Genomic DNA, 14675 nt, shown 5'->3' with positions numbered 1-14675 from the left:
AAATCAAACTACAATGGATACACATCGTCCTATACGTCGCGCACTTTTGAGTGTGTCAGACAAAACCGGTATTGTTGAATTTGCCCGTGCACTAGAAGCACAAGGAGTTGAAATACTTTCAACTGGCGGCACTTGTAAACTACTTGCTGATAATGCGATTAAAGTTACCGAAGTATCAGATCACACCGGACACCCTGAGATCATGGATGGTCGCGTAAAAACCCTACACCCAAAAATTCATGGCGGTATTCTTGCTCGTCGTGGCCAAGATGAAGGCGTAATGGCAGATAACAACATTTCTGCTATCGACATCGTTGTAGTTAACTTATACCCCTTTGCGAATACTGTCGCTCAAGAAAACTGCAGCCTTGAAGATGCTATAGAAAACATCGATATTGGCGGCCCAACCATGGTGCGTGCAGCAGCTAAAAATCACAAAGATGTGACGATTGTTGTTAACGCAAACGACTATGACCGTATTATTAGCGAAATGCAAAATAACAACGGCTCAACTACTTACAAAACCCGCTTTGATCTAGCTATTGCCGCTTATGAACATACAGCGCAATACGATGGTATGATTGCTAATTACTTCGGTAAAATGGTTCCTGATTACACAGAAGAAGCCGCTGAAGATACTAAGTTCCCACGTACTATTAATATGCAATTCACTAAAAAGCAAGATATGCGTTACGGTGAAAATTCGCATCAAGATGCCGCGTTTTATGTTGAAAACGACATCACTGAAGCGTCAGTGGCGACAGCCACTCAGCTACAAGGTAAAGCATTATCGTTTAACAATATTGCCGATACCGATGCCGCACTTGAGTGTGTTAAAGAATTTGATGTACCGGCGTGTGTTATTGTAAAACATGCTAATCCATGTGGTGTTTCAATTGGCGAAAATATCTTAGAAGCATACGATCGCGCCTTTAAAACTGATCCAACGTCAGCGTTTGGCGGCATTATTGCTTTTAACCAAGAACTTGACGCAAAAACTGCACAAGCGATTGTTGAACGTCAATTTGTTGAAGTTATTATCGCGCCAAGCGTGAGTGCAGAAGCCGCTCAAATAGTCTCGGCTAAGCAAAATGTTCGCTTATTAGAGTGTGGCGAGTTTTCAGCTAAAGGCACAGGCCATGACATTAAACGCGTTAATGGCGGCGTTCTAATTCAAGACCGTGATTTAGGTATGGTAACGCAAGGCGACTTAACGGTTGTTTCTAAGCGCCAGCCTTCTGAGCAAGAACTTAAAGACTTACTGTTCTGTTGGAAAGTGGCTAAATTTGTTAAATCAAACGCCATTGTTTATGCCCGCGACGGTATGACTATTGGTGTTGGCGCAGGCCAAATGAGCCGTGTTTACTCAGCTAAAATTGCCGGTATAAAAGCCGCTGATGAAAACCTTGAAGTAAAAGGCTCGGTAATGGCATCAGATGCATTTTTCCCATTCCGTGATGGCATTGATGCTGCAGCTGCAGCAGGTATTACCGCGGTTATTCAACCGGGTGGTTCCATGCGCGATGAAGAAGTAATTGCCGCCGCTGATGAAGCCGGTATGGCAATGGTGTTTACAGGTATGCGCCATTTCCGCCATTAATCGCTTAAAGAGCTAACTACTTCAGTTAGCTCTTTTTGTTTGCATCAAATTCACGTATTCTGCTTATTCTATAACCATGACTAACAATTATAATGTGAAGGATTAGACGATGAAATTTGCACTAAAATCTCTACTGGTTGCCACACTGTCATTAAGTTCAACAATGGCGTTAGCACACAACCATGGCCACGACTCAGCATTAACAAATGCAGTTAAAGCAAGTGAGCGTAGCAGTGAACGCGACCAATACCGCAATCCTGTAGAAACCCTCGAATTTTTTGGCTTTAAACCAACAATGACTGTGGTAGAAATTGCGCCTGGCGGTGGTTGGTATAGTGAAATTTTAGCGCCAGCACTAAAAGAGCAAGGCACCTATTATGCCGCGCATTTTCCTGCTGATTCATCGGTTGGTTATTACCAACGTTCTCTTGCTGGCTTTAAAGCTAAAATCGCTGAAGATGCCCGCTTTAGTGACGTTAAACTTACTGAGTTTGCTCCTTCTACTCATTTAGGTATTGCCCCTGCAAGTAGCGCCGATATGGTACTTACTTTTCGTAATGTCCATAACTGGTTCATGAGTAAAGACAAAGACGCAGCAAGCAATGCATTTAAGTCTTTTTATACAGCACTTAAGCCTGGCGGCACTTTAGGCGTAGTTGAACATCGCCTACCCGAAGAGCAAGCCGATGAAATGCAAAAGTCATCAGGTTATATGAAGCAGAGTGTGGTTATTGCACTTGCTGAACAAGCAGGTTTTGAACTTGAAGCAAAAAGCGATATTAATGCAAACCCTCTTGATACAGCCGATCACCCTAAAGGGGTATGGACCCTTCCACCGAGCCTTAGACTTGGCGAGCAAGATGCCGCTAAATATAAAGCCATAGGTGAAAGCGACCGTATGACGCTGAAATTTAAAAAACCGCTTTAAATAGGATATTCGCCATGAATGTATTAGTCATTGGCAGCGGCGGCCGCGAACACGCACTTGCGTTTAAGGCCGCTCAAAATACAAAAGTAAACACTGTTTATGTTGCTCCAGGTAATGCGGGCACAGCCCTTGAGCCAAAACTTGAGAACGTAGCAATTAACGTTGAAGATCTTGATGGGCTACTTAGCTTTGCACAACAAAATAATGTTGAGCTAACCATTGTTGGTCCAGAAGTGCCGCTAGTATTAGGTGTTGTTGATAAGTTTCGTGAACACGGCTTAGCTATTTTTGGTCCAACCGCCGGTGCAGCCCAGCTTGAAGGGTCTAAATCGTTCACTAAAGACTTTTTAGCACGTCATGCTATCCCAACTGCTGATTACCAAACGTTTGAACAAATCGACCCTGCGCTTGCCCATTTAAAAGAGAAAGGCGCACCGATTGTTATAAAAGCTGATGGTTTAGCGGCCGGTAAAGGCGTGATTGTAGCCATGAACGAGCACGAGGCTGAAGAAGCCATTCGCGATATGCTTGCGGGTAATGCCTTTGGTGAAGCTGGCAGCCGCGTTGTCATCGAAGAGTTTTTAGAAGGTGAAGAAGCGTCGTTTATCGTAATGGTTGATGGTGAAAACGTACTGCCATTTGCAACTAGCCAAGATCATAAACGTGCTTACAATGGCGATGCTGGCCCAAATACTGGCGGTATGGGCGCTTATTCTCCGGCACCGGTAGTGACTGATGAAATTCATCAACGCATTATGAATGAAGTGATTTACCCTACGGTAGAAGGTATGGCTAGCGAAGGCCACCCGTACACTGGCTTTTTATATGCAGGCTTAATGATAGATGACACCGGCACACCAAAAGTAATTGAATATAACTGTCGTTTTGGCGACCCTGAAACACAACCTATGATGCTACGTTTGCAATCAGATTTAGTTGAGCTGATTGAAGCTGCTAACCGTGTAGAGCTTGATAAAACTACCATTGAGTTTGATTCACGCGCTGCTGTAGGTGTTGTTTTAGCTGCCAAAGGCTACCCAGATAGCTACCCGAAAGGCGATGCGATTAGTGGCCTGAAAGTAACTTCCCCTGAAGGCGAAAAAGTTTTTCACGCAGGGACTAAGCAAGATGGCGATAACGTAGTAACTGCCGGTGGTAGAGTATTATGTGCAACGGCACTAGGTAATACCGTTACCGAAGCGCAACAACGTGCCTATAAACTGGTTGATGAAATCAACTGGAACGGCATGGAATACCGTACAGATATAGCCTATCGTGCAATTGCTCGTGAAAAATAATTATTGAGTTTTACTCATTAAACTTTATAAGCGCAGATTATCTGCGCTTTTTACTGCTACACTATAAAAAAACAATCAGGGCACAGGTTAATATTGGAATTTAAAACCTTGCGCTATCATGCGATAGCGGTCGTAATACTAATTTTTATCTTTTTTATTATCAGCACATTGGCAACAAACTTTGTGATGCCATCTCGCTATACCATAGATAAAATAACTCCTGTTTACCTCGATCATGCATATTACATAGACAAGAGTAAAACACAAAACTTCGCAGAAGTAATGAGTAATAAAGCGCAATTTACAGAGCAAGAATTTAACGATATTCCTTGGAGTTTTCAACAGCAAAATTATTGGTTACGCCTTGATTTAGAAAACAAAAGCAGCAAAGAAGAAGATGTGGTGGCGCACTTTGATAATCCTATGGTGGATCACCTCACTATATATAGGCTCAATAGTAATAACCAGCTACTCGAAACTTATAAGCTTGGTGATAAAGAGCCGCGCCTTACTTTATTTAAGTACAGCGTTCCCCATATCCGTTTTAAGCTTGATGGCCAATCTAAACAACAATTAGTCATAAAAATAGATACCGTGGGGATTAGTAAAACCCCAATTCACTTATATCGCCATACTGTATTTGTTGACTTAGTGCGCTCTCAAACAGGCATTTGGGGTATTTTTGCTGGCGTACTACTAATGGCTTCGCTGTACAACTTATTGCTCTATTTTGGTATTAAAGAGCGTGTTTACTTGGTTTATATTGGCTACATTATTAGCGCTATTGCATTAATGGGAACCGTGCTCGGATTTGGTTTTTACTTATGGCCGCTTGAATGGCAATTATTTATTCACGAAAAAGTCATTGTGGTCAACTACACCATGGCGATTTTTACCCTCGCCTTTTGTACACTATTTTTGCGTTATCACAAAGACGGCTGCTGGCGTTATAAACTAAGCATCGGCTTATTAAGGCTGATGCTAGTTCTCGGTATATTGAGCTTTTTCATTCCCGAAAACATAGCTGCGCCGATATTTTTTGTAATTCTAGGATCGCAATATATTGTCTGCTTCATTTTAATTTATAACAAATTAAGAAGTGGTTTTCGTTGGGCTAAGTTTTACGTATTTTCGTGGGTACCACTGATCATTGGCGCAGCTATCCAACCTCTAGAGCTCACAGGTGTTATTTCCTATAGTTTTTCAATACGCCATGCATTTTTAGTTGCCATTTTGTGTGAAATTGTCCTAATGGCAATGGCACTTGCTGATCGGATTCGTTACCAGCGTGAGCAAGTTCTTTATCATGCAACACATACCCAACAAACCAAGCTACTCAATAGCGCCAAGCTAAAATATGCCTTTATGGCACTCAAGGCGCAGCAGCGCTCTACCACTTTATGTTTGGTGAAAATACGTCATTTTAACTCGCTAAATACCATTATTACCTCTTCGCAAGGATATGAGCTAATTAAGCATGTTGCTCACGAGCTTGAATGCAAATTAAGCTTTGAACGAGAGTTTTTTCATCTCAACAATGGTATTAATCAGCCAGCTAAAATTGCTGATTTGGGCAGTGGCGTATTTGCCTGCATTTCTACTAAAAAACAGAGTCAGCACACGCTCGAAGAATTACTCAAACAGATCTTAAATAAGTTACCAAAAACATATCAAATTAAAGGTCTAGACTTACAACTTAATTACAGTGTTGGCATTAGTGGTTACGGTAAACGTGATGATTTTGAGTTTTGGTTAAAACGAGGCTATTTAGCATTACACGACGCTAAACATAACCTAAGCAAAGTAAGCTCATCACTTGCGCATGACAACCTTACCATGGATGTTGCTCTTGCAGCCAAGCTACAGCAAGCGATAAGAGAGGATCAACTTGCACTTTATTATCAACCACAAGTGAGCTTAGAGGAGTGCAGTATACACGGCGCGGAAGCCCTACTACGCTGGCCAGATGCTGACTTTAAAAATATTTCGATAGAAAAGCTAATTATACTCGCCGAACACACTGGTATTATTAATGAATTAACAATTTGGGTTATTGAACAAGCCTGTAAAGACATTGCAAAGCTGGCATCCGATGACATAAGCAATCATAGTATTAGTATTAATTTAAGTGCAAAAAATCTAGCCATTACTAATTTGACTGAAAAAGTAGAGAATATTTTAATTAAATATCAAGTTGCCCCTCACTTATTAAAGTTTGAACTGACTGAATCTGCTTTTGTCGAAAACCAAGATGCATTAGTCACCTTGGTTGAGGAGCTTGCCACCTTGGGCGTTAAAGTGGTACTCGACGACTTTGGTACGGGTTATTCATCGCTTAGCTACTTAGTTAACTATCACTTTAGCGAACTTAAAGTAGATAAGTCGTTTGTGTTTGATTTAACTGATAACCGTGCGCATCAGGTTATTGTGCAAACAGCCATAGATATGGCACATAATCTGGGCCTAACTATCACGATTGAGGGCGTAGAGACTCAAGAGGTTCATCAACTACTTACAACGATGAACGCCGACCGTACTCAAGGCTACTTGTATGCCAAGGCACTCTCTTATGATAATTATTTAGACTTCTTAAAAAGCCAATACAGCCTAAAAATGTTAAGCTCCCCTTTTTAACATCTTTGGGGCCAAGAAAAGATGCAAGGTACACTGCGTAAATTAAAGTCGAGCTTAACAGAGCCAGTTCAATATCACCTACCTGTAGGTGAGCAGCTGGTTGATTTAAATGCCTTAATAGGCAAACAGCTAACCCTTACTTTTAGTGGCACAATTTTGTGCTCTAACTGTGGTAAAAAAACCAAAAAGAGTTACTCTCAAGGGCACTGCTTTGTGTGTATGCGCAAACTTGCCAGTTGCGATATGTGTATCATGAAACCTGAAACCTGCCATTACGACCAAGGCACCTGTCGCGAGCCAGAGTGGGGCGAAGAAAATTGCATGATCCCGCATTATGTTTACCTAGCAAATACCTCAGGATTAAAAGTAGGTATTACTCGCCATACACAAATTCCTACCCGTTGGATTGACCAAGGGGCAACCCAAGCCTTACCTATTTTTAAAGTGCAGACTCGTTTGCAATCGGGCTTAGTTGAAGTAGCGCTGGCACAGTTTATTGCTGATAAAACCAATTGGCGTAATATGCTTAAAGGACAAAACGACGCGCTTGATTTAAAAGCAGCAGCCGCTGAACTTATTCCACAAATAAGCGAAAAGCTCACAGAGCTGAGTGAGCTGTTTGGCGCAACCGCCATTGAACAACTTGATGAAGACGTAGTAAACCTTGATTTTCCAGTTAGTGAATACCCAACTAAAATTAGCTCATTTAACTTTGATAAAAACCCTATTGTTAGCGGTATTTTACAAGGTATAAAAGGTCAGTACTTAATTTTTGATAGCGGTGTGATTAATATTCGAAAATTCACCTCTTATGAAGTGAGCGTAGACTCAGAATAACCTTTTGCTGCTTGGTTATAAAATGCTATCCATTGCTGTCGTGTTAATGGATAGCAATAATGGTAACCCTGAATAATATTGCAGCCTATTGTTGCTAAGTGTGTCTCTTGCGAGGCATGCTCAACTCCCTCAGCAACCACATCTAACCCTAAACTTGTCGCCATGGCTATAATAGCCGCTACAATTTGGCTATTGCCGTATTCATCGGGAATTTTAGCAATAAAACTGGCATCAATTTTTAACGTGTTAAAGGGCAGTTTGGTTAAATAGCTTAATGCCGAATACCCCGTGCCAAAATCATCAAGCGCAATATGTACACCTAATGTTTTAAGCTGTTGTAACTGTTCTTTTGCCTGTGAAAAAGAACCTATAAAGCTACTTTCGGTCAGCTCTATTTCAAGTAAACTCCCAGGTAATTGATAGCGAGTAAGCATGGCCTTAATGTTATCAGCTAACTTACCTTGGCTTAGGTGGCAAGCAGATACATTAATCGCTAAACGTCCGGGGATCATTCCTTGTGCTTGCCAAAGAGTTAACTCCTTACCGGCTTGGTTAATAACCCATAAATCGAGACGCACAACTAAACCTAACTCTTCAGCAAGCGGAATAAACTGCGCTGGCGAAATAGTGCCTAAATCAGGGTCTTGCCAACGCAGTAGTGCTTCAGCCCCCATAATCGCACCTGTTTTTAAACACTGTTTAGGCTGAAAATAAAGCTCAAACTCATCATTTTCAAGCGCATGTTGAAAGCGGCTCATCATCGCTAAGCGCTCAAGGGAGCGGGCATTCATTGAGGGTTGAAACAACTGAAACGAATTACGCCCCACATCTTTTGAGCGATACATGGCAATATCAGCATGCTTTAATAATGTTTCACTGTCTAAGCCATCATCTGGATAAACCGCTGCACCTATAGAGGCGGTAACACCCACTTCAAATCCTTCCAATTTAAAGGGGGTATTTAAGTGATTTAAAATACCCTCTGCAAGTCTGATAACAGCTGCTACGCTTTCAACCTCACACAAAACAATAAACTCATCTCCCCCTAATCGTGCCAGTGTATCCCCCTCATTAAGGGTGTTAATAATGCGCTCAGAGACTAATTTTAATAAGGTATCACCGGCGTTATGGCCCAAGCTGTCATTTACCTCTTTAAAACGGTCAAGGTCAATAAACATTACCGCTAGCATTTGTTTATCTCTGTGAGCAGAGGCCAGTGCCATAGAGAGCCTATCGTTAAATAAGCGCCGATTAGGTAAACCGGTTAGTTCATCAAAATATGCTAGCTGCACTACTTTTTCTTCTGCACTCTTTCGCTCTGTTATGTCACTAAAAATAGCGGCATAAGTAACATCACTATGACTTGGCTCTTTTATTTCTATAATACTGAGCCACTCAATATAAATATCGCCAGATTTTTTACGGTTATGAATTTCCCCCTGCCATACGCCTGTTTTAGTCAGTGAATCCCACATTTTTATATAAAAGTTTTTATCATGACGTCCTGAACTCAACATATTAGGCCGCTTTCCTATCACCTCATATTCTTTGTAGCCGGTTAAATGAGTAAATGCAGGATTTACTTGCATAATCACCCCATTCGAGTCGGTGATCATGATGCCATCTAGGGAGGAGTCGATAATTTTATTGGCTAAAAATAAATTACGCTGAGAGTGCTGCAGTGCAATATCACGCTGCTGAAGTACCTTTTCAAGCTCGCAGCAATACGCCGTTTCAATTTCATTAATTAAGTTTTCAAGCGATAATACACCGTTTATTTGATTATTTTCGCTTACTACTAAATGCCGAATATTACTTTCCGACATCAACCTGTAAGCATCAAAAAGGCTGTCTTGAGGGCTTATTTTATAAAGAGGACGGCTCGCTAAATCCCAACAAATAAGATGGTTGTGCTGCTCGGTGATCAGTTTGAGTAAATCTCGCTGGGTGATAATGCCATGGGCATTTTCATCTTCATTAAATACTAAAACAACTTTTTCGGCGTGTTCACGCATTAAGTTAACTGCATCATTGATGGCTAATGAACTCGGTACGACCCTAATATGTTTGTTATATTGCTCGTTTATCGGTCTAAATTGCAGGTAATGCTCTAATCCTTGATTACTCACAATATCAGTAATACTAATCACCCCGCTTGGGTTATCATTCGCATCGGTTACCAGTAAGTGTCTTACGCCATGCTTATTAAACACCATGGCGGTATCGCTTAATAATTGCTGGCTGGGTACACTCAATACCGGGCTCGACATTACCTTTTCAATCATTACTTGTCTAAGTGTCTGATCAGAAAAGTTAAGCGTTAAGCAATCAGTTTCAGTCCACACCCCCACTATTTGTTGCTGATGTTTAACAAAAATAGCGCTAACATTGTGCGCACGCATTAGTTTCACCGCTTCAATTAAAGGGGTATCCTTGGTACAGGCGATTACCTTATTGGTAAAAACATCGCATACTTTTTGATAGCGGCTAGTGTGGGGCATTGCTTTTACTTCCAAAATTAAACCAATGCACGATTATAAATTATTCAGTAAATGACAATTTGATTTAGGACAATATATGAGCATCAGTTACCCATTAATTATTATTTATAATAATGAGATTGAGCTATTAGAGCATGCCGATGAGTTACATGATTTTATTTATACTTTGGACGTTAATGAGCAGAAAAACGTGGTTATTTTAGATAAGGTAAGTGGCTATCAAGGTTTAAATGGCGATGCGCATAATGCACTCAGTGCAATACGATTAGCGCAATTGGTAAAGGAATATTTAGTAAAAGAAGGGCAATGTTGCCTCAGTAAAATAGAGCAGCTTACTCCTGATCAGGCATTTAGGTTACTCGCCGAAATCAACTAAGGCTTTAACGTGTGCAATCGCGCTGCGCCCGAGGGCAGACAGTGAGTATCCTCCCTCTAGGTAAGAGATAATTCCTAAGCAATCATTTTGTTGGCTAAATTGCGCTAATTGCTCAGTAAGCCATATATAATCACTTTCAACAAACTTAAGACTGGCCATATCATCTTCAAGGTGCGCATCAAATCCTGCGCTTATAAAAAGTAGCTCAGGCTTAAATTCAGTTAATTTTGGTAGCCACTGCTGCTCATAAAGCGCTTTTAAATCAGTACCATCACTAGCAATAGGCAAAGGTGAATTTACCAACGTGGCGTTATTTTTAATGGCGGTATTTGGATAAAATGGATATTGAAATAACGAGCACAGCAACACATTTTCATCATCCATAAAAATATCTTGCGTGCCATTACCATGGTGTACATCAAAATCGATAATGGCAATACGTTTAACCCCTTTGCTTTGTGCATATTTAACCGCAATCGCAAGGTTGTTAAACACACAAAAACCAGAAGAGCTATCTCGGTTAGCGTGATGCCCTGGCGGGCGCACTGAGCAAAATGCAGCGTCTAACTTACCCTCTAAAACCTCATCAACAGCGAGTAACCCTGCACCTACTGCACGCTCAATTGCTTTCAATGAATCGGGGCATAACCAGGTATCGCCGTCCAAATCGCTAAGCCCTTCGGTTGGGATCATACTTTCTACATGCTTGATGTGTTGTTCACTATGCGCCAATAAATAGTGCTCACGCGAGGCCTTAGGCGCTTGTTTTTGCTCGATAGCGACATCCAGCCCACTTGCAAGTAGACGGTCGTTAATCGCATCCAAACGCTCAGGGCACTCTGGATGATCGTCAATCATTTTATGTTTACGGCAGTGGGGGTGAGAAATAATCGCAGTGCGCATAGCTAACTCCAAAAATAAGTTGCTTAACGAGTATAACAAAGCCACCTGAGGGTGGCTTTGCGACTTTGGTTGATACTAAACGACTATTTAACCAAGGTTCTGGTTATTTAGCTTTTAAGTCAAGATTTCTAAAATCAAAGCTAAAATCGGTCACCTGCGTTGAAACTGCGTTCATTTTCGCCGATTCTACACGGTTATCTGCACTCATAGAAAAACGAATAAAGGCATCTGCCTCTAATAGCTTTTCATCCCATTTAACAATAAAGGTATTACCTGTGTAATGCTCCAACTCACCTTTGAGGCGCTTTGTATGGGTAAAATCAATGCGTAATTTACCATCTAACTCTTCAATTATTACATCGCCATACCAATCATCATGCAAAGTACCGGTGTAATTAATGGTTGGCAATGCCGGCTGGATATCTGCAGGCACTGATGGAGCCGCGTTAGCATAGGCTTTTTCTTTACCTGCAAAGTGCTTTTTAGCTAAATCTTCAACCCAGTCTTTATCTTCAAGCTCTAGTACATCTTCAAGTACCTCATGGGTTACCGCCGATAATGCAGAAAATGCTTGTTGGTTGCTTAATATCACAATCCCCACGTTTTTCTCTGGCAAAAGAGTCACCTGCGATACCATACCTAAAATGCCACCACCATGTGCCAGCTTCTTAATGCCGTGGTAATCTTCTATACTCCAACCTAACCCATAACCTCTAAATTGCTGATGGTACGCTTCATAAGCACTTTTAGATGCTAGTGAGGTAATATGTGGGTGCCACATTTGTGCTTGCTGCTTTTCACTATATAGCTGTTCGCCATTAGGCATTTTGCCACCAGCAAGTTGAGTACGAAGCCATTGGCTCATATCATTTACGCTTGATGCAATGGCTCCTGCCCCTCTAAAATCTTCAAGGTAATTAACAAAAAAAGGATGCAATTTGCCATCCATTGGGATGTGCCCAATTGCCCAGTTTTTGTTATTTTTAGCGATACGCGAAAAGCCAGCCCGTGAGTTGCTCATATTTAGCGGCTGTAAAATATTTTTTTCAATGTAGTCGTTCCAGCTCATCCCCGATATACGGGCAACAACTTCACCAGCGGTAACAAACATTAGATTGTTGTAAGCATATTGGCTACGAAAACTGCTCGCAGGTTTTAAATATTTCAGCCCCGATAAAATATCGGCTACCGATTTATCAGTACTTGGCCAAATCATTAAATCGCCTTGACCAAGCCCTAACCCACTGCGATGGCTTAGCAAATCGCGAATTCGCATTTCACGGGTAACGTATGGGTCATGCAATCTAAATTCGGGTAGGTGATCAATTACGCGATCATCCCAGCTTAATTTGCCTTCATCCACCAGCTTAGCCAGTGCTGCACTGGTAAATGCCTTGGTATTTGAAGCAATGCCAAATAAAGTGTCTTTATTCACCTTGCTATTAGTATTGAGGTTGGCAACACCAAAGCCTTTAGCAAATACTACTTTGTCATTTTCAACAATAGCAACGGCCATTCCGGGTACATCAAAACGCGTCATTGAAGCGTTGATCACCTCTGAAATTTTATCGGTATCAACCGCTGCAGAGCTCGTGAACGTCCAGCCAACCAATAATGCGGCTGTGGCTAATTTTGTTAGTTTCATAGTGTTACCTTAGGTTATTATTTTTGTTTAATCTTGATGAACCGCAAATTCTATGTCGGCGCGCGCTTTATTCGTATCTTGCTTACTAGGATAAGCTAAAATACGTTGACTATAATGCTCTGGCACACCGGCCTCAAGCGCACCACGATATACATGCTGCACGTACCAGTCATAAGGTAGCAGTGTGTCGTCATGTGTGTTTGCTATGTAGCAGTGCACATTAATGTCATCGTCATCTAAAAGGCTCACGGTTAAATCAACACAGTCGTAATTAGGGCCTTCAATTTTATCTAAGATCTCTTTTTCGGCCTCATTAAGCTGATACACCACCCCATATACCACGGCATCGGGTTCGTTGGTGGGCACAATAGTGCATTTACCTGAACCATCAGCAAAGGCCATATTAAAGGTTAACTTATAGCCTTTTAAAAGCGCCGTACCCACACGTTTTGCGTTAGGTAAACGTGCCAATAAACGATTAGATGACATATTGGAGCCAAACGAAAAATTATATAACGCCATACTATTCCTTAGGGTCTATCAAATAACAACTCGCACAGCCAGTGCGATTAAAATAATGCCAATGCCACGATCGAACCAATAGCCACTTTGTTGAAAAAAGTTTCGCACCCGTGCTTTTGATAACAATAGCGACAAAATAGAAAACCAAGCCCAGGTAGCAAGCGCCATATAAACACCATACCCCACTTGCACTATTACTGGTGTTGTAGGGCTAATCACCAAGGTAAACAAAGACATAAAAAATAGCGTAGCCTTAGGATTTAATGCATTGGTAAAAAAACCACGGCGAAACGCAAGCCATGGTGACTCAGGTACAAGGATGGGTTTTGCAGTCTGTTCTGATGAGGTGTTTGAAGGTTTAGCAGCGCGTAGCGCCTGCACACCTAAATACGCTAAATAAGCACCAGCTATATATTTAAGTGCCATAAACAGCGAAGGCGATTGAGTTAACACCAACGCGACTCCCAACAAACAATAAGCTATGTGTAATAAAATAGCTGCGCCTACACCTGCACTGGTCCACAGCGCATTATGCCTGCCGTACTGTACACTTTGCTTAAGTACCACAGCAAAATCGGGCCCGGGGCTGGCCACTGCAAAAAAGTGAGCAATGGCAATTAATAAAAACTCATCAATATAGATCATGATTAACTGGCTTGCTCTGGCGAAAAAGCCAACAACAATGGGTTAGCCGACTGATTAACCAACGCTTTTATTTCTGTTTGCGCTTTTTTAAATTGGCCTCTTAAATGCGGTTTTAAATGTTTTTTAGAGTGTTTATCTTGCTTAAAGTAGCTTACTAAAGCATGCATAAATACAGTATGGGTTTCACTGAGCGTGGCTTCGCGATTGGCATATGGGTTGTAACATGAGCCACAACCCCCCTTAAACTGGTACACAGTATTGCTCATCATCACCCCAAAACCTAAAAAGCACGCTAAAGCATCCGTTGCTTGAGGTAAGAACTCTTTACCACCTGGAGGTAATACGCCTACATGATGAATTAAAATAGTAGCAAGAGTACCTGCAAAGCTAGCTACTAAATCTTGTGGCTGATTAATTTGGTTGGGGTTAAACGACACATTAATTGTATGGCTTGGTGGCACCATTAAATGGCAGTGCTCACCACGTAGATGCTCACTAAATTCAAAATGTGGAAACACCTGAGGTTGTAATTGTTGTGGTGCAACAAGTGTTATCGGCCATTCACTCATACCAGCATAATGTTTAACACGCGCAAACACTTTACTGGCCATTTCTTCAATGCTTGAAACCGAATCAGGAAAAAACTCGACCGTTGGCAAAATAATTTGGCTGTGCTTAGTAAAAAAATTCAGGTCAAAGTTTTCTGCTGCCCAAATAAAGGTATCAACTAGCCACTGTTGTTCTTGTTCTGCCAATAAGGGCTTTGATTTAAATAGGGTTAACATA

Annotated in this window: 12 protein-coding genes; 6 read left to right on the top strand and 6 right to left on the bottom strand. The window is 41.4% G+C overall.

The features are described from left to right. Nucleotides 1-13: 13 nt before the first annotated feature. The 5 genes from purH to ACZ5WS_RS05485 all read left to right on the top strand — a co-directional run bounded on the left by purH (nt 14) and on the right by ACZ5WS_RS05485 (nt 7297). A complete protein-coding gene (gene purH / locus ACZ5WS_RS05505; RefSeq protein WP_464711051.1) occupies nt 14-1600 on the top strand; it encodes a bifunctional phosphoribosylaminoimidazolecarboxamide formyltransferase/IMP cyclohydrolase in 1587 nt (528 codons plus the stop codon). Nucleotides 1601-1709: 109 nt separating this feature from the next. Next, nucleotides 1710-2528: a class I SAM-dependent methyltransferase gene (locus ACZ5WS_RS05500; protein WP_464711049.1), complete on the top strand. Its 819-nt coding sequence runs from the start codon at nt 1710-1712 to the stop codon at nt 2526-2528. A 14-nt stretch (nt 2529-2542) separates the two neighbouring features. After that, the gene (gene purD, locus ACZ5WS_RS05495) at nt 2543-3826 is read left to right on the top strand and encodes a phosphoribosylamine--glycine ligase (protein ID WP_464711047.1); all 1284 of its coding nucleotides are present in this window, start codon (nt 2543-2545) and stop codon (nt 3824-3826) included. A 93-nt stretch (nt 3827-3919) separates the two neighbouring features. Next, complete coding sequence (locus tag ACZ5WS_RS05490; protein ID WP_464711046.1) at nt 3920-6460, top strand: EAL domain-containing protein; 2541 nt, start codon at nt 3920-3922, stop codon at nt 6458-6460. Nucleotides 6461-6481: 21 nt separating this feature from the next. Further along, nucleotides 6482-7297, top strand: coding sequence for a DUF2797 domain-containing protein (locus ACZ5WS_RS05485; protein WP_464711044.1), 816 nt, complete (start codon nt 6482-6484; stop codon nt 7295-7297). Here the strand turns inward: ACZ5WS_RS05485 and ACZ5WS_RS05480 are convergent. Beyond that, entirely contained in the window at nt 7270-9798 is a 2529-nt protein-coding gene (locus tag ACZ5WS_RS05480; RefSeq protein WP_464711042.1) for an EAL domain-containing protein, read from the bottom strand. The two genes, ACZ5WS_RS05485 and ACZ5WS_RS05480, sit on opposite strands and share 28 nt — an antisense overlap. Before the next feature lie 76 nt (nt 9799-9874). On the opposite strand from ACZ5WS_RS05480, the gene ACZ5WS_RS05475 reads away from it, so the two are divergent. Beyond that, complete coding sequence (locus tag ACZ5WS_RS05475) at nt 9875-10174, top strand: hypothetical protein (RefSeq protein ID WP_055012411.1); 300 nt, start codon at nt 9875-9877, stop codon at nt 10172-10174. Here ACZ5WS_RS05475 and ACZ5WS_RS05470 read toward each other — a convergent pair. The 5 genes from ACZ5WS_RS05470 to ACZ5WS_RS05450 all read right to left on the bottom strand — a co-directional run bounded on the left by ACZ5WS_RS05470 (nt 10154) and on the right by ACZ5WS_RS05450 (nt 14674). Then, a complete protein-coding gene (locus tag ACZ5WS_RS05470) occupies nt 10154-11077 on the bottom strand; it encodes a histone deacetylase family protein (protein WP_138594725.1) in 924 nt (307 codons plus the stop codon). The two genes, ACZ5WS_RS05475 and ACZ5WS_RS05470, sit on opposite strands and share 21 nt — an antisense overlap. A 103-nt stretch (nt 11078-11180) precedes the next feature. After that, nucleotides 11181-12722, bottom strand: coding sequence for a serine hydrolase (locus tag ACZ5WS_RS05465; RefSeq protein WP_464711038.1), 1542 nt, complete (start codon nt 12720-12722; stop codon nt 11181-11183). Nucleotides 12723-12749: 27 nt separating this feature from the next. Further along, entirely contained in the window at nt 12750-13244 is a 495-nt protein-coding gene (locus tag ACZ5WS_RS05460) for a gamma-glutamylcyclotransferase family protein (RefSeq protein WP_010391767.1), read from the bottom strand. A gap of 18 nt (nt 13245-13262) precedes the next feature. Next, complete coding sequence (locus tag ACZ5WS_RS05455) at nt 13263-13889, bottom strand: LysE family translocator (protein WP_464711034.1); 627 nt, start codon at nt 13887-13889, stop codon at nt 13263-13265. Between the two features lie 2 nt (nt 13890-13891). Continuing rightward, nucleotides 13892-14674 carry a hypothetical protein gene (locus ACZ5WS_RS05450; protein WP_464711032.1) on the bottom strand — a complete coding sequence of 261 codons (783 nt, stop codon included), beginning with the start codon at nt 14672-14674 and terminating at the stop codon, nt 13892-13894. Nucleotide 14675: the final 1 nt, after the last annotated feature.

The organism is Pseudoalteromonas sp. 11L1 (genome assembly GCF_055397545.1).
The sequence above is the reverse complement of the archived record's forward strand: the minus strand, read 5'-3'. Positions and strand labels throughout refer to the sequence as shown.